General features: G+C 71.2%; 14 protein-coding genes, 1 tRNA gene and 2 pseudogenes. 9 read left to right on the forward strand and 8 right to left on the reverse strand.

Annotated elements, in window-relative coordinates; all coding sequences use genetic code 11:
- Together JF597_RS26920 and JF597_RS26925 are read left to right on the forward strand one after the other, a co-directional pair.
- Positions 1–297 (forward strand): ATP-binding protein (locus JF597_RS26920; RefSeq protein ID WP_293999870.1); only part of this gene is annotated, 297 nt, incomplete at its 5' end.
- A complete protein-coding gene (locus tag JF597_RS26925; RefSeq protein WP_293999872.1) occupies positions 294–974 on the forward strand; it encodes a response regulator transcription factor in 681 nt (226 codons plus the stop codon). The genes JF597_RS26920 and JF597_RS26925, both read left to right, overlap by 4 nt.
- A gap of 160 nt (positions 975–1,134) precedes the next feature.
- Here the strand turns inward: JF597_RS26925 and JF597_RS26930 are convergent, their stop codons facing one another.
- Complete coding sequence (locus JF597_RS26930; RefSeq protein ID WP_293999875.1) at positions 1,135–1,812, reverse strand: DUF461 domain-containing protein; 678 nt, start codon at positions 1,810–1,812, stop codon at positions 1,135–1,137.
- A 651-nt stretch (positions 1,813–2,463) separates the two neighbouring features.
- On the opposite strand from JF597_RS26930, the gene JF597_RS26935 reads away from it, so the two are divergent.
- The 6 genes and pseudogenes from JF597_RS26935 to JF597_RS26960 all read left to right on the forward strand — a co-directional run bounded on the left by JF597_RS26935 (position 2,464) and on the right by JF597_RS26960 (position 8,600).
- The gene (locus JF597_RS26935; RefSeq protein ID WP_003953493.1) at positions 2,464–2,946 is read left to right on the forward strand and encodes a CarD family transcriptional regulator; all 483 of its coding nucleotides are present in this window, start codon (positions 2,464–2,466) and stop codon (positions 2,944–2,946) included.
- A 250-nt stretch (positions 2,947–3,196) separates the two neighbouring features.
- The gene (gene ispD / locus JF597_RS26940; RefSeq protein WP_294001059.1) at positions 3,197–3,973 is read left to right on the forward strand and encodes a 2-C-methyl-D-erythritol 4-phosphate cytidylyltransferase; all 777 of its coding nucleotides are present in this window, start codon (positions 3,197–3,199) and stop codon (positions 3,971–3,973) included.
- Entirely contained in the window at positions 3,963–4,454 is a 492-nt protein-coding gene (gene ispF / locus JF597_RS26945; RefSeq protein WP_294001061.1) for a 2-C-methyl-D-erythritol 2,4-cyclodiphosphate synthase, read from the forward strand. Before ispD ends, ispF begins: the two co-directional genes overlap by 11 nt.
- Positions 4,455–4,571: 117 nt before the next feature.
- Positions 4,572–5,768: pseudogene (gene cysS / locus JF597_RS26950) on the forward strand (cysteine--tRNA ligase); the annotation flags it as partial.
- A gap of 102 nt (positions 5,769–5,870) precedes the next feature.
- Positions 5,871–6,812 carry a 23S rRNA (guanosine(2251)-2'-O)-methyltransferase RlmB gene (gene rlmB / locus JF597_RS26955; protein ID WP_294001063.1) on the forward strand — a complete coding sequence of 314 codons (942 nt, stop codon included), beginning with the start codon at positions 5,871–5,873 and terminating at the stop codon, positions 6,810–6,812.
- Between the two features lie 117 nt (positions 6,813–6,929).
- Positions 6,930–8,600: a DoxX family protein gene (locus JF597_RS26960; protein WP_294001066.1), complete on the forward strand. Its 1,671-nt coding sequence runs from the start codon at positions 6,930–6,932 to the stop codon at positions 8,598–8,600.
- A gap of 399 nt (positions 8,601–8,999) precedes the next feature.
- On the opposite strand, the gene JF597_RS26965 is transcribed toward JF597_RS26960, so the two are convergent.
- From JF597_RS26965 to ugpC, 3 genes are all read right to left on the reverse strand, one after another.
- On the reverse strand, positions 9,000–9,731 hold the full coding sequence (locus tag JF597_RS26965; protein ID WP_294001068.1) for a nucleotidyltransferase family protein: 732 nt from the start codon (positions 9,729–9,731) through the stop codon (positions 9,000–9,002).
- Positions 9,732–9,826: 95 nt separating this feature from the next.
- Positions 9,827–10,288, reverse strand: a complete 462-nt coding sequence (locus JF597_RS26970; protein ID WP_294001070.1) for a hypothetical protein — start codon at positions 10,286–10,288, stop codon at positions 9,827–9,829.
- A gap of 237 nt (positions 10,289–10,525) precedes the next feature.
- Entirely contained in the window at positions 10,526–11,662 is a 1,137-nt protein-coding gene (gene ugpC, locus JF597_RS26975; RefSeq protein ID WP_294001073.1) for a sn-glycerol-3-phosphate ABC transporter ATP-binding protein UgpC, read from the reverse strand.
- Between the two features lie 230 nt (positions 11,663–11,892).
- On the opposite strand from ugpC, the gene JF597_RS26980 reads away from it, so the two are divergent.
- Positions 11,893–11,966: transfer RNA gene (locus JF597_RS26980), tRNA-Thr, on the forward strand.
- A gap of 79 nt (positions 11,967–12,045) precedes the next feature.
- Here the strand turns inward: JF597_RS26980 and JF597_RS26985 are convergent.
- The 4 genes and pseudogenes from JF597_RS26985 to JF597_RS27000 all read right to left on the reverse strand — a co-directional run bounded on the left by JF597_RS26985 (position 12,046) and on the right by JF597_RS27000 (position 18,230).
- The gene (locus JF597_RS26985) at positions 12,046–12,192 is read right to left on the reverse strand and encodes a hypothetical protein (RefSeq protein ID WP_294001075.1); all 147 of its coding nucleotides are present in this window, start codon (positions 12,190–12,192) and stop codon (positions 12,046–12,048) included.
- 771 nt (positions 12,193–12,963) lie between these two features.
- Positions 12,964–13,285: pseudogene (locus tag JF597_RS26990) on the reverse strand (DUF6251 family protein).
- A gap of 192 nt (positions 13,286–13,477) precedes the next feature.
- Positions 13,478–16,726, reverse strand: coding sequence for a Tat pathway signal protein (locus tag JF597_RS26995; protein ID WP_294001078.1), 3,249 nt, complete (start codon positions 16,724–16,726; stop codon positions 13,478–13,480).
- Between the two features lie 97 nt (positions 16,727–16,823).
- The gene (locus tag JF597_RS27000) at positions 16,824–18,230 is read right to left on the reverse strand and encodes an FAD-dependent oxidoreductase (protein WP_294001080.1); all 1,407 of its coding nucleotides are present in this window, start codon (positions 18,228–18,230) and stop codon (positions 16,824–16,826) included.
- Positions 18,231–18,238: the final 8 nt, after the last annotated feature.

Genomic DNA, 18,238 nt, shown 5'->3' on the forward strand with positions numbered 1-18,238 from the left:
TTCTACCGGGTGGACCCGGCGCGCTCGCGGGCCACCGGTGGCACCGGGCTCGGCCTGTCCATCGTCAAGCACGTGGCCGCCTCGCACGGCGGAGAGGTCACGGTGTGGAGCGTCGAGGGACAGGGCTCCACCTTCACACTGCGGCTTCCCGAGGCCGGGATCGCCCGCGACCGCGCGCTTCCGCCCGGCACCGATCCCGATGCCGAGACGGACACAGACCCGGCCGACGAGCCGTCGGACGACCAGCTGTTCCAGACCCTCCCTGAACACATCCCCGCCCCGGAGGTCCTTCCGTGACCCGCGTACTCGTCGTCGAGGACGAAGAGTCCTTCAGCGACGCGCTGTCGTACATGCTCCGCAAGGAGGGCTTCGAGGTCGCCATCTCCGCGACCGGGCCCGACGCGCTGGACGAATTCGAACGCAACGGCGCCGACCTGGTCCTGCTCGACCTCATGCTGCCCGGGCTGCCCGGCACCGAGGTCTGCCGTCAGCTGCGCCTGAAGTCCAATGTCCCGGTCATCATGGTGACCGCCAAGGACAGCGAGATCGACAAGGTCGTCGGCCTGGAGATAGGCGCCGACGACTACGTCACCAAGCCCTTCTCCTCCCGCGAGCTGGTCGCCCGTATCCGGGCCGTCCTGCGCCGCCGGGGCGAGCCGGAGGAGGTCACCCCGGCCGCGCTGGAGGCCGGCCCGGTCCGCATGGACGTGGACCGCCACGTGGTCACCGTCTCCGGCTCCAAGGTCGACCTCCCCCTCAAGGAGTTCGACCTCCTGGAGATGCTCCTGCGCAACGCCGGCCGCGTGCTCACCCGCATGCAGCTCATCGACCGCGTCTGGGGTGCCGACTACGTCGGTGACACCAAGACCCTCGACGTCCACGTCAAGCGCCTGCGCGCCAAGATCGAGCCGGACCCCGGTGCGCCTCGGTACCTGGTGACGGTGCGGGGTCTCGGTTACAAGTTCGAGCCGTAAACCGCTGACCCGCCATCACGACGACCGTACGGCCGGTGTTCGGCCTCGACCGTACGGCTGACGTCCGGTCACGACCGTGCCGTACGCGCGCGGTGGCGGTACGACGAAGGGCGGCCCCCCTCGGGGGTACCGCCCTTCTCGCATTGCCGCGTACGGGCGCTCAGCCCGCGTTCGTCGACTCCGAGGCCGAGTCGCTCGGGGTGGCGCTCGCGGACTCCTTGTTCTTCTTGCCGGCCTTGGCGCTCCCGCTCGCCGTCGAGCCCGCGGCCGGCGAGCCGGAGGCGGAGGCCGACGACGAGGCGGTCGCGGTGGCCGAGGCGGACGGCACCGCGCTCGGGCCCCAGCCCGTGAAGAAGCTCTCGGCCGGCACGACGAAGGCGCGCAGGCTCACGTCACCCGCCTTGCTGAAGGTGAAGGTGATCTTCTGGGCGTTGCCGTCCTGGACCGCCTCGCGGCTGCTGCCCAGCACCGCGGAGGCGTTGTCCTTGCCGCCCAGGATCAGCCGGCCACCGCCGGGGATGGTCAGCGGCTGCGTCTTGGTGGCGTGCAGCTCGGCGGTCTTGCCGGTGCCGGCGACGGTGATCGACTGCAGCGTCTCCGGCTCGGTGCCGGTGTTGAAGATGGTCGCGGAGACCACCGCCGGGCCGGTCGACGTGAGGTCGGGCTGGGTGATCACGGTCGCGTTCTGGACCTTGATGTCGCCGACACTCGTCGCCGCGTTGTCCGGCTTGATCTCCAGCGTCTGGGAGTTGTTGCCCGCTCCGCAGGCGGAGAGCCCGGCGACGGAGAAGGCGATGGCGGAGGCGGCGAGGGCGCCGCGTCGAAGGCTGCTGCTCACGGCGGCGGCAACTCCTTGAACGCACGGGCGGCCCCCTATAAAGCCGCCCTAAGTGTCTGTCAGCGGCCTTAGGTTACCGAGCCGTTCCCGCGCGGCCGCACCCGACCCTCCCCAAGCCCCTCGCTTGCCTCACGCGGGGGGTGCGCACGGGCATCCACAAGTGCCCCTTCGGTCACTTTTGGGGCGGCGCTCGTCCGGCATTCACATAACCCGTCCACAACACCACGCGCAAAATTTCCGTGAAGGAATGCGCGACCGCCGGGAAAATTGATCACGCACTGCTTCAGGTGCGGCTTCACGTACCGTTCAGTCGGGTGTTCAGCCGGGCGTTCGGCCGGACCCGTGATCAATTCCGGAAACGTCCGGGATCCGGCCCCGGCAACTGAACGGAGTAGCGGAAGTCGTACGCTTGGAACCGGACATATCGGGATGTTAGGTCACTCGGGCGGGTGTCCGCAGGTGTGTAACGTGGGCGTTTCCCTCCGCCCGGAGAGCCGCTCCCACCTGCGAATACCTGCTTCCGGACGGCCCGCGAAGCACGTTCCTGTTGCTGTTGTCAAGCCCCGAGATATGCCCTGACCTGCGAAAACGCCATTCAGAACCGCCGGTTTCCGTGTTACCCTGGATAGCCACGGAAGGGGTACCTGTCACATGACGTTCAAGGTTGGCGACACCGTGGTCTATCCCCATCACGGGGCCGCGCTGATCGAGGCCATCGAAACTCGCCAGATCAAAGGCGTGGACAAGACCTACTTGGTGCTGAAGGTCGCCCAGGGTGACCTGACGGTACGTGTGCCAGCGGACAATGCGGAGTTCGTCGGCGTGCGTGATGTGGTCGGTCAGGACGGGCTGGACCGGGTCTTCGAGGTGCTGCGCGCGCCGTACGCCGAGGAGCCCACGAACTGGTCCCGTCGTTACAAGGCAAACCTGGAGAAGCTCGCCTCCGGCGATGTCATCAAGGTCGCGGAAGTCGTGCGTGACCTGTGGCGTCGTGAGCGCGAGCGCGGACTCTCCGCCGGTGAGAAGCGCATGCTCGCCAAGGCCCGCCAGATCCTGGTGAGCGAGCTCGCCCTCGCGGAGAACACGAACGAGGACAAGGCCGAGGCCCTGCTCGACGAGGTCCTCGCGTCCTGACGCAGACGCTGTCCGGCTCGGCACGCTGAAACTCCGCACACCCGAAATGCCGCGGTGCCCGATGACACTTTCCTGTCGCCGGGCGCTGCGGCATGTTTGCGTACGCCCTCGGGGAACCCCCGATACTAGGCGTGCCGGGCCCGGGCTGCTGGCTCGACCAGTGTCACGGAAGGGTCCGGTCAAGGCGTCGCGCCCGGCACTTCCCAGGCCATACCCACGCCAGGCCCGCACACAAACCTGACAGGAACCGATGTCTGACGATTCGCGTCCTTCGCGTACGGAACCGCCTACGGAACCGCGTACCGCACTGCGCACGGCAGCCGTGATTCCCGCCGCCGGCCGAGGCGTACGGCTCGGTCCGGGCGCCCCCAAGGCGCTACGCGCGCTGAACGGCACGCCCATGCTCATCCACGCCGTACGCGCCCTCGCCGCCTCCCGCGCCGTCTCCCTGGTCGTCGTCGTGGCCCCGCCCGACGGCGCGCCCGAGGTCAAGTCCCTCCTCGACGCCCACGCGCTTCCCGACCGCACCGACTTCCTGGTCGTCCCCGGCGGCGAGTCCCGCCAGGAGTCGGTCAGGCTCGGCCTCGACGCGCTGCCCCCCGACTACGACATCGTCCTCGTCCACGACGCGGCCCGGCCGCTCGTCCCCGTCGACACCGTGGACGCCGTGATCCAGGCGGTCCGCGACGGCGCCTCCGCGGTCGTCCCCGCCCTCCCGCTCGCCGACACGGTCAAGGAGGTCGAGCCGGCCGCCGTCCCGGGCGACCCCGAGCCGGTGCTCGCCACGCCCGAGCGGGCCCGCCTGCGCGCCGTCCAGACTCCCCAGGGCTTCGACCGCACGACCCTGGTCCGCGCCCACGAGTCGGTCACCGACAACGTCACCGACGACGCGAGCATGGTCGAGCAGCTCGGCGAACGGGTCGTGGTCGTCCCCGGCCACGAGGAGGCCTTCAAGGTCACCCGCCCCCTCGACCTCGTCCTCGCGGAGGCGGTCCTGGCCCGCAGGAGGCTGAACGATGGCTTCTGAGGTGATCCTCCCCCGGGTGGGCATCGGCACCGACATCCACGCCTTCGAGGAGGGCCGCGACCTGTGGTGCGCGGGCCTGAAGTGGGAGGGCGAGGGCCCGGGCCTGGCCGGCCACTCGGATGCGGACGTGGTCGCGCACGCGGCGTGCAACGCGTTGTTCTCCGCGGCGGGGCTGGGCGACCTGGGGCAGCACTTCGGCACCGGCCGCCCCGAGTGGTCGGGCGCGTCCGGGGTGACCCTGCTGACGGAGGCGGCCCGGATCGTCCGCGCCGCGGGATTCGTGATCGGGAACATCGCCGTACAGGTCGTGGGCCCGCGCCCGAAGATCGGAAAGCGCCGGGACGAGGCCGAGAAGATCCTTTCGGACGCGGCGGGCGCTCCGGTCTCGGTTTCGGGGGCCACGACGGACGGCCTGGGTTTCCCGGGCAGGGGCGAAGGCCTTATGGCGGTGGCAACGGCGTTGGTCGTGAAAACGGCGTGACCGGATTCTTTTAAGGGGCGCGGGGAACTGCGCGACAAGCCACAGCGCACCCGCACCCGACCACGGCGCTTCACACACCGGTGCCACGCACTACCCTCCGCCCACTACCCTGGTCCCGTGACTATTCGCCTGTACGACACCAACGCCCGGCAGATCCGTGACTTCACCCCGCTCACCGCGGGCTGTGTCTCGATCTACCTCTGTGGTGCCACCGTGCAGGCGGCGCCCCACATCGGGCACATCCGCTCCGGCCTGAACTTCGACATCATGCGCCGCTGGTTCGAATACCGCGGCTACGACGTGACGTTCGTCCGCAACGTCACGGACATCGACGACAAGATCATCGCCAAGTCCGCCGACCAGGGCCGCCCCTGGTGGGCGATCGGCTACGAGAACGAGCGCGCGTTCAACGACGGCTACACCGCGCTCGGTTGCCTCCCGCCGACGTACGAGCCCCGCGCGACCGGGCACGTACCGGAGATGATCGAGATGATGCGCGGGCTGATCGAGCGCGGGCACGCGTACGAGGCCGACGGCAACGTCTACTTCGACGTGCGCTCCTTCCCGGACTACCTCCAGCTCTCCAACCAGGAGCTGGACAACCTCCGTCAGCCCGAGGGCGAGGGGGAGACCGGCAAGCGGGACCAGCGGGACTTCGCGCTGTGGAAGGCCGTGAAACCGGGTGAGCCCAGCTGGGAGACGCCGTGGGGGCGCGGCCGGCCCGGCTGGCACCTGGAGTGCTCGGCGATGGCCCACAAGTACCTCGGCGCGGCCTTCGACATCCACGGCGGCGGCCTCGACCTGATCTTCCCGCACCACGAGAACGAGATCGCCCAGGCCAAGGCGTTCGGCGACGACTTCGCCCAGTACTGGGTGCACAACGCCTGGGTCACCATGAGCGGCGAGAAGATGTCGAAGTCCCTCGGGAACTCGGTGCTCGTCTCGGAGATGGTCAAGCACTGGCGCCCGATCGTGCTGCGCTACTACCTCGGCACCCCGCACTACCGCTCGATGATCGAGTACAGCGAGGAGTCGCTGCGCGAGGCCGAGTCGGCGTTCGCGCGGATCGAGGGCTTCGTGCAGCGCGTGGTGGAGCTCGCCGGGGGAGCCGTCGAGCCCTCGGCCGAGGTCCCGCCGGCGTTCGCCGAGGCCATGGACGACGACCTGGGCGTCCCGCAGGCCCTCGCGGTCGTGCACACGACGGTACGGCAGGGCAACTCCGCCCTCGCCGCCGACGACAAGGAGGCGGCCGTCGCCCGCCTCGCCACTCGCGATCGAGGACAGCCCCTCGGGCCCGCGCTGGACACTCAAGTCCTAGCCGCCCCGGTCTGAAGATCAACTGTGCCGCCCGGCCCCCCGGGCGGCACACTGCATAAGACGCACGTACGAAACGACGCTCACGGAGACGGGTAACTCATGGCAGCCAACAACCGCCGCATGTCCGGCAAGAAGGGCGCGCAGATCGGCAGTGGCGGCCAGCGGCGCCGGGGCCTGGAGGGCAAGGGGCCGACCCCGCCCGCCGAGATGCGCAAGGGACACAAGAAGAACCGCATCGCCACGGCCAAGGCCAAGCAGGCCCAGCGCCGCCCGGTGCCGCGCGGCCGGGGCGGCAAGGGCACGTCCGAGATGGTCGTCGGCCGCAACCCGGTCGTCGAGGCGCTGCGCGAGGGGGTTCCGGCCTCCACCCTCTACGTCCAGCAGTTCATCGACAACGACGAGCGGGTCCGCGAGGCCCTCCAGCTCGTGGCCGAGCGCGGCGGCATCAACCTCATGGAGGCCCCGCGCCCCGAGCTGGACCGCATGACCAACGGCCTCAACCACCAGGGCCTGGTCCTCCAGGTCCCGCCGTACGAGTACGCGCACCCCGAGGACCTGGCCGAGGCGGCGTACGACGAGGGCGAGGACCCGCTGATCGTCGCCCTGGACGGGGTCACCGACCCGCGCAACCTGGGCGCCGTCGTCCGTTCGGCGTCCGCCTTCGGCGGCCACGGGGTGGTCGTGCCCGAGCGCCGCGCGGCCGGCATGACCGCCGGTGCCTGGAAGACGTCGGCCGGTACGGCCGCCCGTACGCCCGTCGCCCGCGCCACGAACCTGACCCGGGCGCTGGAGGCGTACAAGAAGGCCGGCATCGTCGTCGTCGGCCTCGCCGCGGACGGCGAGCACGAGATCGGCGACCTGGAGGCCCTCGGCGGACCCGTCGTCATCGTCGTCGGCAGCGAGGGCAAGGGCCTGTCCCGACTGGTCGGCGAAACCTGCGACTTCCGGGTCCGGATCCCGATGCCGGGCGGTGCCGAGTCGCTCAACGCGGGTGTGGCGGCGGGGATCGTGCTGTACGAGGCGGCGCGCCGACGCGGGTGAACAGACGTCCGCAACCTCACCTGGGCGGGGTAATTCCGGCGTCGGGGACATCCTTGACGGGGTCCGGACACATCTGGCGGGTCAAAGCAGTGTCCTAACTCCACGTCACTCGGTTAGATGAGTGTGGACACCAGAACACCCCGCACTCCCACGGGGGACCGCTCGTCGGGATTCCGCTCCGGATTCGATTCCGGGCTCGACGACGCTCCCGCGCTGAGCATGGTGAAGGTGCCGAGCGATCCGGCGCAGGTCATCGTCAACCACGCGAGTTTCCGCGTGCAGCTGGGCGTATCGACACGGCGTACCCAATCCCCCCGGGTCGCACGGCACCTGAGCGCCACCGAGGACACCGCGCGCATCCCGGTCGTCGGCACGGCGGGCAGAGCGGGGGCGGCACCGGGCCGGCGCCGCCCGGTCGTCTGGAGCGGCAGGTCGGCGCCCGACGACACCGGCGCCCACCGGCTGCTCCAGGCCGTCCGGGGCGGCAGCGTCCGGCACGTCGAGGAGCCCGCCGAACCGGCAGGCGCGACCCGGGTCATCCCGCGCGTCGACGACCGCTACGACGCTCTCGAACAGACCGCCGAGACGCCGCTGGTCGGTCACCCGCGCTCCCCGGTTTCCGGCGAGAACCGGCTGCTCCCGAACATGCCTGCGGTGGGCAGCGCCTACGAGGACCCGGCCTACGACGACGCGTCCTACGGCGAACCGGCCTACGACGACGAGTTCGAGGACTTCGGGGAACGGCGGTCGGCCCGGCGGTCCGGAGACGGCGACCCGGCCCGGCACGCCTACTACCCCGGCCGCCGGATGAACCTGGGCGTGGTCCTCCTCCCGCTCCGCATCTTCCTCGGCTTCATCTCCATCTACGCCGGCATGGGCAAGCTCTGCGACCCCGTCTACTTCGACGGCGGCAAGCGCGGTTCCATGGTCACCTGGCTCAACACGCTGCACCCCTGGGAGGTCGCCGAGCCGCTGCGCCAGTTCGCCCTCCAGCACCCGGTCGGCTCCGGCCTCGTCATCGCCTTCTTCCAGGTGATCGTCGGCGTCCTGACCGTCCTCGGCTGCTGGCAGCGGGTCGCCGCGGTGGTCGGCGCGCTGCTCTCCGCCGCGCTCATCGTCACCGTCAGCTGGAAGACCGTCCCCGCGTACGACGCCCCCGACATCATCTACCTCGCCGCCTGGTCCCCGCTGATCATCGCGGGCGCCCCCGTCTACTCCGTGGACGGGCGCCTCGCGGGCAGCGCCTGGCGACGGCTCGGCCCCCGCTCCGACATCTGGGAGCTGCGCGCCTACGTACTGCGCCGCGGCGCCCTGATCACGGGCATCACCGTCGGCCTCACCCTCCTCGTCGGCTCGCTCCTGGGCGGCGCGGTCCGCGACTCCAGCCGGGTGGTCGTCCCCGGCCCAGGCGAGGCGCCCCGCAACAACCTCCCCGGCTCTCCGCTGCCCGGCGAGTCGGCCACGTCCCGGGAGGGGACTCCGTCGGCCTCCACGGCTCCCTCCGGGGGTGCCACCGCGAGCCCTTCGCAGGCGGCGACCACCCCGGGCGCCGACCGCACCACGAGCGGCGCCACCACCACGACCCCCAGCGAGACCCAGGGCACCACGGGCCAGGCCCCACCCCGGCACACCGTCCCGGCGCCGACCACGGCGGGCCCGACGTCCGGCGGCACCGCGACCGGCGGCACGTCCTCCTCGACGGGCGGCACGGGCACCGGCACCGGCAGCACCGGCGGCGGCGCCTCCTCCTCGGGCCAGCCCGGCCTGGTGGGCGGCCTCCTCGGCTGACAGCCGCTCCACCCCGCCGCAGCCCCGCGCTTCACAGGCGCGGGGCTGCGACGTACCGAAGCGACGAGATCTGCCGCCCGCGGCACCGTCGTGGCTGGTCGCGCAGTTCCCCGCGCCCCTGACGGGCCGCTCCAGAACCGCCCCCACAGAAGCGCGGCAACCTCCGCGCCCAGCCAAGAGACCCCCGAAGGGGCGCGGGGAACTGCGTGCTCAGCCGCGACGGACCGGCAGTGGACGGCGGTGCTTTGTGCCCCCGAAGGGGCGCGGGGAGCTGCGTGCTCAGCTGCGACGGACCGGTAGTGGACGGCGGTGCTTTGCCCCCGAAGGGGCGCGGGGAACTGCGCGACCAGCCCGCACTCGCCCGCGGTCGGCGAACCGGCCGCGGGCACCCCCCTCGGCCTACCGCCCCAGCGCAGCCAGCTCCTTCGCCGCCTCCGTCAGGTCCTTCGCCGTGTCGATCGCCCGCCAGTACGCCCCTTGCGGAATCGGGAAGCCGGCCAGCTGCCGGCTCCGCGCCAGGTGCGGAAACGTGGTGCGTTCGTGGTCCCCCCGCTCCGGCAGCATCGCCGCGAACCCGGAAGAGAAGACGTACACCCCCGCGTTGATCTCGAACGTCGACGGCGGCGCCTCGATGAAGTCCGTGATGTGACCGAAGCCGTCGGTCTGCACGGCGCCCCAGGGGATCCGCGGCCGCGCCAGCGCCAGCGTCGCCACCGCGTCCCGCTCCGTGTGGAAGTCGGCCATGTCGCGCAGCGAGAACCGCGTCCAGATGTCGCCGTTCGTGGCGTACCAGGGCCGGTCCGGGTGGGGAAGGTGCGCGGCGGCGTACTTGAGGCCGCCGCCGCGGCCCAGCGGCTCGGTCTCCACCACCGTGGTGACGGAGAGCGGCAGGTCGGCCGTCGCCAGCCACTTCTGCAGTACCTCGGCGAGATGGCCGCAGGAGACCACCACGTCGGTGACGCCCTCCTCGGCGAGCCAGGCCAGCTGGTGGCCGATGATCGGCGTACCCGTACCCGGGATCTCGACCATGGGCTTGGGCCGGTCGTCGGTGTACGGACGAAGCCGTGAGCCCTGGCCACCGGCCAGGACCACGGCTTGAGTGGGGCGCAACGCGGCGTTCGGATGGGTCATGCCCGCACTGTACGACGCGCCCCGGGAGCGGCTTCCTGCCGCAGGGGGTCCCTTAAGGACCCGTTACCTGTTTACCGACCTGCGTTCACCTGCGTTCAGCTGTGCGCGGCCAGCACGCCCGACGCGAAGGACGTGTCGCAGACCGGGCGGGCGTACGACTGGGCGCGTGAGGCGCCGTACATCCGCACCGCGGCCCGGCCCAGCGCACGGGCGATGGAGGTGCAGTGCTTCGCCAGCGCCGGGTGGCCGTTGACCGCCTGCTGGAGGTGGGTGAGGACCTGGCCCGGGTTCTTGTCCTGGAGCTCGGTCATCAGCTGCTCGCGCAGCGCGTCCTGCGGGGCCTGGGAGACGGCCTTGGAGGAGACGTGCGCGTCGGTCACGTCGGTCGCGGTGAGCACCGAGCTCCGCGGGGACCCGGTCCAGTTGACGCGGGTGACCGCGAGGGTCCCGGAGAGCACCAGGACGACGGGCAGGACAAGGGCGAGAGTGCGGCCGATCCGGCGGGCAGGGCCGCCCCGGTGGCCGCGTCGTGTCTGTGGGGTGGTGGAGTGCTTCACGCGTGTGAGGGTAGCGTGCGGTAATGATTTGGCGACATTTAGTCACCGGTTCGGGGGATGGAGAAGTGCCAAGTTTCGGGTACGGGGTTGACGCACACTGCTCGAAAACCACCCGCTTGCCGGGGTAGGTCGGGGCAACGGAAAGGGCCCCGCAGCAGGTCGCGGGGCCCTTACCGTCAACCTGGGTGAATTCACCCAGGTCAGAGGTTTCTCTGCTTGATCGACCGGTCGGATCGCTCAGTCGGAGAGTCGCTCACCCGTGGACGTCGAGAACACGTGGGTCTCGCCCGGCCGCGGCACGACGTGCAGCGTGGCGCCCTTCTCCGGGACCGCGCGGCCGCTGACGCGGACGACGAGGTCCTTGAGGTCGTCGCCGACCTTGGCGCTGCCGTAGACGTAGCCGTCGGCGCCGAGCTCCTCGACGACGTTCACGGAGACCGCGAGACCGGCCGGGGCGTCCTCGGTGTCCTTGGAGAGCGCGGAGGCGACCTCGCCGTTGTGCTCGACGACGTCGAAGTGCTCCGGGCGGACGCCGACGGTGACCGTGCGGTCGCCCTTGTCGGCGGCGGCCTTGAGGGCCTCACGGTTGACCGGCACCACGCTGTTGCCGAACTTCACGCCGCCGTCGGTGATCGGGACCTCGACCAGGTTCATGGCGGGGGAGCCGATGAAGCCGGCGACGAAGAGGTTGGCCGGGCGGTCGTACATGTTGCGCGGCGAGTCGACCTGCTGGAGCAGACCGTCCTTGAGCACCGCCACGCGGTCGCCCATCGTCATGGCCTCGACCTGGTCGTGGGTGACGTAGACGGTGGTGATGCCGAGGCGGCGCTGCAGCGACGCGATCTGCGTACGGGTCGAGACACGGAGCTTGGCGTCCAGGTTGGACAGCGGCTCGTCCATGAGGAAGACCTGCGGCTCACGCACGATGGCACGGCCCATCGCGACACGCTGACGCTGACCACCGGAGAGCGCCTTCGGCTTGCGGTCCAGGTACTCGGTGAGGTCGAGGATCTTCGCGGCCTCCTCGACCTTCTGCCGGATCTCCGCCTTGTTGACGCCGGCGATCTTGAGCGCGAAGCCCATGTTGTCGGCGACGCTCATGTGCGGGTAGAGGGCGTAGTTCTGGAACACCATGGCGATGTCCCGGTCCTTGGGCGGCAGGTGCGTGACGTCGCGGTCACCGATGCGGATGGCGCCGGCGTTGACGTCCTCCAGGCCCGCGAGCATCCGCAGCGAGGTGGACTTGCCGCAACCCGACGGGCCGACCAGGACGAGGAACTCGCCGTCCTCGATCGCGATGTCGAGGCCGTCGACGGCGGGCTTGGTGGAGCCCGGGTAGATCCGGGTCGCCTTGTCGAACGTGACAGTGGCCATGGCTCAGAGGCCCCCTTCTACCGGCAGGAACGTGCCGGACGATCCGTTGTAGGAAGGTGGTTGGTGTAGCCCACTCGGGTAGCCCACGCGAGTGAACCGGATCTGGACGGTACCTGGCGTTCACCCTGTATGTCAGTACCTGGAGGCCTGTGAACTTCGCGGAAATTTTCGACGGGCCCCACCCGGGACCTGGGTACACTGCACTGGCACGCACCCCCTGGTGCGCGTACGCCTCCTTAGCTCAGCTGGTCAGAGCGCCGCTCTTGTAAAGCGAAGGTCGTCGGTTCGAATCCGACAGGGGGCTCTCTGAGCTAGCAGGGACAACGCCCCCACGACCTTCCGACCGTGGGAGCGCTGACGGCACTACTCGACGGCAGTCCCGGTTAACGGCGCCGCTTGGGGCGGGCCGCACCGCGCTGATTGCGCGCCATGACGGCGGTGGAGCGGGCGGAGTTGTGTTCGCGCTGCGCGACCATGAGCGCTTTGAGGTTCTCCGGGGTCCGGCAGCTGCGTGCGGCGCTCCGCTTCACGGTCCCAGCGGGCCGCGAACGGCGCGCACACCGGCGCGAGTGCATCCAGTGCGCCGTTGGTTGTGGTGGTGGTCGACCATGCTTGCTTCCAGTCCACGAAAGGGTCCTCCGAGACCGTGGATGAGGGCCGGTGCGCCGTTGCGTGGCGTCACCGGCTCGCCCGATTTGCGGTGGTTGGCGTTGCCGGTTGCGTCGGCAACGCCGATTGACCTCCCGCAACCGCGTCTGACCTGCGGTGTTGCAGAGTTGCGCCGTTCCGAGGGAGGGGGCCCTACGCGCACGCGCGCGAAGGGAGGCGGAAAACACGCTCACGCAGCGTCTCCGTGCGGCCATGGACGGCCGTTCACGACCCCGGGGGTCTTCGCCCCCACGCGCAGGGGGGTTCGCGCGCTCTACGGGCCGCCTACGGCATCCACCCGTTTCCGGGGCGCTTCCGGGCTGTAGGCGGGAGTGGGCTGGGGTGGGCTGGGGTGGTCGGCGTGCTGACCGGCGCTGTGAGCAAGGCTTGACCGGGGTGTTGGGGACGGCGATCCTGTGCTGGCTGCGGGGCAGCGGGTTCGATTCGCAGGGGGGTGCATGGCTCAGCGACGTGTGGGCGTGTCGGGTTGGTGGGTGCCCATCGCGTTTCTGGTGGGGTGGGTTGTTCTCCTCGTGGGCGACTTCACTGGTCGGTCGCCCTGGTTGGCGCTCGTGGCGGTGTTGTTCCTGCTGCCGAGTTCTGTCGCGCTGTGGATCGAGGAGCGGAAGCGGCGACACTGAGCCCGCGGTCTGTCAACGCCCGCGGCGCAGGCGCTTGGCGGCGGCCTCGCCGTCGCTGCCGCCTATCGAGCGGACGACGGTGACCACGCCCCACGCCCCACGCCATGACGGCGGCGAGCAGGGCGAGGATCGCGAGGTTCGCGGCGATGGCGGTGAGGACACCGACGAGCAGCGGGCCGAAGTAGACGCCGGCCGCGACCGTCCAGGCGCCGACACCGGAGCCGAGCGCAATGCGCTGCACCGTGCGGTCCGGCGGCGCCTGGTGGATATGTACCACCTGCGGCCCGGCGGGCTGTGGGACGGGCAGGGAGGCGTCGGGGAGTTTGTTGATCATTGGCTCCGAGGCCTCGTCGTCTGACGGCACTTCTTGACGGCAACACCGGCGCACGATGCCGTACTGGCGGAACCAGCCATGGACCATGCCGAGCAGGCGGGCAAGTCAGGTCCATGGCTGGTGTGTCGCTGGGGTGAACTTGTAAAGCGAAGGTCGTCGGTTCGAATCCGACAGGGGGCTCTGTTCGTCCCCTCAGCCGGTGACCGGCTTCGTCGGTTTGCTGGTCGCGGTGCCGTCCTTGTGGCCGGTGCGGTGGGCCGTGACCTTCACGGTGATCTTCTTGCCCTTCTGGGCCGACTTCAGGGTCAGCGTGGACTTGGTGGCCCCGCCGATCGCCTTGCCGTTCGCGTACCACTGGTACGCGTACGAGGTCGCCGCCGGGCTCCAGGTGCCGGGCGCCGCCGTCAGCTTCTTCCCGACCTTCGCCGTGCCGCCGACGGTCGGCGCCTTGGTGGCCTTCGGCGCCTCCCCCTTCGCGACCGTCACTGCGGCCGAGGTCGCCGACCCGCTGGCCCAGCCGCTCCGCACGGCCGTCACGGTCACCGTGAGCTTCTTGCCGAGCAGGGACGCCGGGACGGTGTACGAGGCGGCGGTGGCGCCGGAGACCGCCTTGCCGTCGGCCTTCCACTGGTACGTGTAGGAGGTCGGGGCCGCCGACCAACTCCCGGTCGTGGCCGTGACCTTGGCGCCGACCCTGGCGGTGCCGGTGATCTTCGGAGCGGTCGTGCCGGTGAGCCGGGGCTGGGTCACCGTGAAGCCGCCGCTCTGGTACTCGCAGCAGAACGACAACACGCTGACGGTCCAGTCGCCGACGGCGGCGCCGGTCAGGTCCAGGGTGGCCGTCACCGAGCGGTTGTCCGCGGCGACCGAGTCGGCCTTCGCGGAGATCGTCCGGCCGGACAGGCTCAGCCGTACCACCGTGTCCGGGCCGAGCGCGGTGCCGGTGACCGTCACTTTCACCTTCGTGTCGCGCACCCCGGTGGCCGGGCTGATCCCCGTGACACTCACCCTGTCGGTGCCGCAGAGGGGGGAGGAGCAGGCCAGCCGGGCGCTGTAGGCGGTGCTGGACGCGGTCTCGGGCAGGCCGAGCAGGAACACGGTCGGGGTGGCCGCCGTGGACGAGCCGAGCGTGGCGCAGTCGTAGCCGTCGCCGTCCGTGCCGAGGTAGTGGACGCAGCCGTTGCGCCAGGACGTCGGGTTGTACAGCGCCGGTACGGCCGTGGCGGTCGCGCCGGCGGTGTCCTTGATGTCGGCCGAGAAGTGGTCGAGACCGGAAGTCGGCAGGACCGCGCAGACGGCGCTGTGCGTCTCGTCGAGCGTGCCGGTGACCGGGCCGTACCCGTACGACACCGACGGGACCCTGGTGCACTCGGGTGCCGGGCCGTCGGCGGTCGCGATGCGCAGGGCGTCCAGGTGGTACACGGGGGAGGCCTGCTGGCCGGCCGGGGTCTGGACGAGGACCTGGTGGGTGGTGGAGCCGGTGACCGCACAGGCGCTGTTGCGGTAGGAGCACTCGGACGTGCCGTCGCCGCCGAGCACCATGAGGTTGGCCTTGCCCAGCGCGTCCCGCACGTTGACGTGCAGGACGTCGGTGGCGGCGGGGGTGGTGACCTGGACGCAGTCGACGGTGCCGGCGGCGCCGTAACCGCGCTTCACCGAGGGGCCGCCGACCTTGGCCGCCGAGGTCCTCGCGCAGCCCACCGAGGTCGCCGAGGCGGTGACGTCCCGGCGGGTCAGCGTGTACCCGGCCGCCTTGTCCTGGCCGGTGACCAGCACGGTGTGGGCCTTGCCCGGGGTGAGCGGGCAGACGGTCCAGCCGTTGGTGGTGGCGTAGCGCTCACAGACCTTCTTGCCGGTGGAGTCCAGCACCGAGAACTTCGCGGGTACGTCCCCGGACGTGGCGGTCAGCTGGAGCAGTTCAGCGCCGGTGTGGGCGTCCGCCGGGATGCTCAGGCACTGCGAGAAGACACCGCCGCCGGTGGTGAACGTGGCCTTCGCGCCGTCGGCCGCGAAGCTGCCCGCGGGCAGCACGGGGCAGCCCTCGGGGGCGTCGGTGCGGTGCAGGGCGATGCTGTAGGAGCCGGTCGCGCCCTCGGCCTGGTACTCGCTGTGCAGCAGCACGCGGTAGGGCGCGGTGCCGGTGAGCGCGCAGTCGCCGTCCCCGAGGGCCTGCGCGTCGCACTGGGCGGTGCCGTCGGCGTCGACGACCTCCACGTCGGCGTCGACACCGGCGGAGACGAGCGGGGTGAGGGCGGCGATCCGGGCGTTCTGCGGGGCGGGCAGGGTCAGGCAGTCGTACTGGCCGGGCGTGCTCAGCTCGCCCCGGTGCAGGCCGTACCCGGTGGTCTCGCATCCGGCGTCGGAGGCGCGGTCGAGGACGATCACGCCCTGGCGGGCGGTGCCCTCGGGGATCGCGGTGTAGGTGCCGGCCGCGGGCACCCGGCACGGGTCGGTGCCGGAGCGGCACACGGTCCTGCCGTCCGCGCCGAAGACCTGGACCGGGCCGGTGCCGCGGTCCTCGTTGACGTAGTGGACGGTGTAGAGGCCGGCCTTGCCGGTGGTGAAGGTGGAGCAGCCGCCGACCGTGAGGTCCTGCGGGTCCAGGACGCCGTACGGGCGGACCGGGGCGGTGGCGCAGCCCTGCGGGTCGTTCAGGCGGCGGGCGGCGACCGTGTACCCGGCCGGGAAGCCGTTCTCCGCGTAGGTGACCTGGGAGATCACCCGGTAGGGGCCACTGCCGGTCAGGACGCAGCTGTCCTCGCCGTCCTCGGGGAAGTGCGGGCAGATGCGGGCTCCGGTCGCGTCGGTGAGCCATGCGGTGATGCTGCCGTAGACCGAGGTGGCGGCGGTGAGGCGGATGCGCTCGCCGGCCTGCCCGGTGAAGGGCTGGCAGTCGACCTCGGCCGGGCTCACGGTGGTGCGGGTGGCGGGCGGCTGGTCCCAGCCGGTGCCGGCCGGATCGAAACAGCCCGGGGTGGCCGAGCCGAGCGGGACGACGGTGAGCGTCGAGGCGGCGGGGTCCCAGCCGGTGTTGACGACCTTGAGCGTGTAGGCGCCGGCCGCGGGCAGGTCGCACCAGCCCTTGACGCTGTACTCGTTGTCGTAGCAGTCGAGTTGGGTGCCGTCGGCGGTGTACAGCTGTGGGTACAGGTCACTGCTGCCGGCGCCGAGGGAGACCAGGTGCAGGCCGGGCGCCTCGGCAGTGAGGGTGAAGCAGGTACTGCCGTCCGCCGGCACCGACACCTTGGCCTCCGCATCCCCGGGGTCGCCGAAGGACGCGAGGGCGAGCGGCGCACACACCGGGTCGTCGGCGCGGGCGGACCCGGCGCCGGTGAGGCTGAGCAGTGCGGTGAGCAGCGATACGACCAGGACCGTCACGGCGGTGAGCCGCCCGGGTCCCGCGGTCGTACCGGAACCGGTGCCGGGCACGCGAAGCGCCATCAGTTCCCCCCTGGAATATGAACGTTGGGTCGATGGTCGCACACAGGTATGACACAGCCTCAACGGGTTTCCAGGGGCGCCGGCGCGGGGTGTGACCTCAGTGCCGCCCCGCCACCCGGTCCGCCACCCGGGCCAGCCGGGAGGAGTCGGTGCTCGGGTGGAGTCGTTCGCGTTGGTCGGCGGCGCGGTAGGTGGCGTACATGCCCTGGACGCCGAGCCACCGGAAGGGCTCCGGCTCCCATTTGCGGACCTTGTGGTTCACCCACGGCAGCTCGGTCAGATCGGTGCGGCCGGCCTGGCCGGAGTCGAGCTGGACGAGGTCGCGGAGGGTGCGGGCGGCCAGGTTGGTGGTGGCGACGCCGGAGCCGACGTAGCCGCCCGCCCAGCCGAGCCCGGTGGAGCGGTCCAGGGTGACGGTCGCGCACCAGTCCCGCGGCACCCCGAGCACCCCGGACCAGGCGTGCTCGACCGCGACACCGGCCAGCGACGGGAAGAACCGTACGAGGATCTCGCGCAGCGCCTCGACGGTCGCGTCCTGCGTGCGGCCGTCGTTGTCCGTCCGCGACCCGAAGCGGTACGGGACCCCGCGCCCGCCGAGGGCGATCCGCCCGTCGGCGGTGCGCTGCGCGTACATGTACGCGTGCGCCATGTCCCCGAGGGTCTCCCGGCCCTCCCAGCCCACCGACGCCCACTGCTCCGCGGTCAGCGGCTCGGTGGCGATCATCGAGGAGTTCATCGGCAGCCAGGTGCGCTTCTGGCCCCTGAGGTTCGCGGTGAAGCCCTCGGTGCAGCGCAGGATGTAGGGGGCGCGGACGGTGCCGTAGGGGGTGACGGCGTGCTTGGGGCGGATCTCGGTCACCGGCGTGGACTCGTGGATGACGACGCCGAGTGCTTCCACGGCCGCCACCAGGCCCTTCACCAGCTTCACCGGGTGCAGCCGGGCGCCGTGCGGGGTCCAGGTGCCGCCCACCGCGTCGGCGACGCGGATCCGCTTGCGGGTCTCCCCGGCGCCGTACAGCTCGCGGTCCTTCTCGCCGTACGACAGCTCGTGCTCGTGGAAGGCCTTCAGGCGGGCCAGCTGGGCCGGGGTGGTGGCGACCTCCAGCACCCCGCCCTGGTGCAGGTCGGCGTCGATCCCCTCGGCCGCGGTGACCGCCACGACGTCGTCGACGGTCTCGTTCATGGCCTTCTGCAGGCGTACGGCGGCCTCGTGGCCGTGCAGCGCGGCGTACCGGTCGCGGCCGGCGACGCCGTTGTAGAGCCAGCCGCCGTTGCGGCCGGAGGCGCCGTAGCCGCAGAACTTCTGCTCCAGCAGGGTGACCCGCAGGAAGGGGGCGGCCTTCTTCAGGTAGTAGGCGGTCCACAGGCCGGTGTAGCCGCCGCCCACGATCACCACGTCCGCCGAGGCGTCACCGGCGAGCGGCTCCCGTACCGCCGGGAGGCCGTCGTCCGCGTACCAGAAGGAGATGCCGCCGTTGACGACCCCGCGTGCCGATGTGCTCATGACCTGGA

This window comes from Streptomyces sp. (assembly GCF_019510245.1).
In the GTDB taxonomy this organism is placed as follows: Bacteria; Actinomycetota; Actinomycetes; order Streptomycetales; family Streptomycetaceae; genus Streptomyces.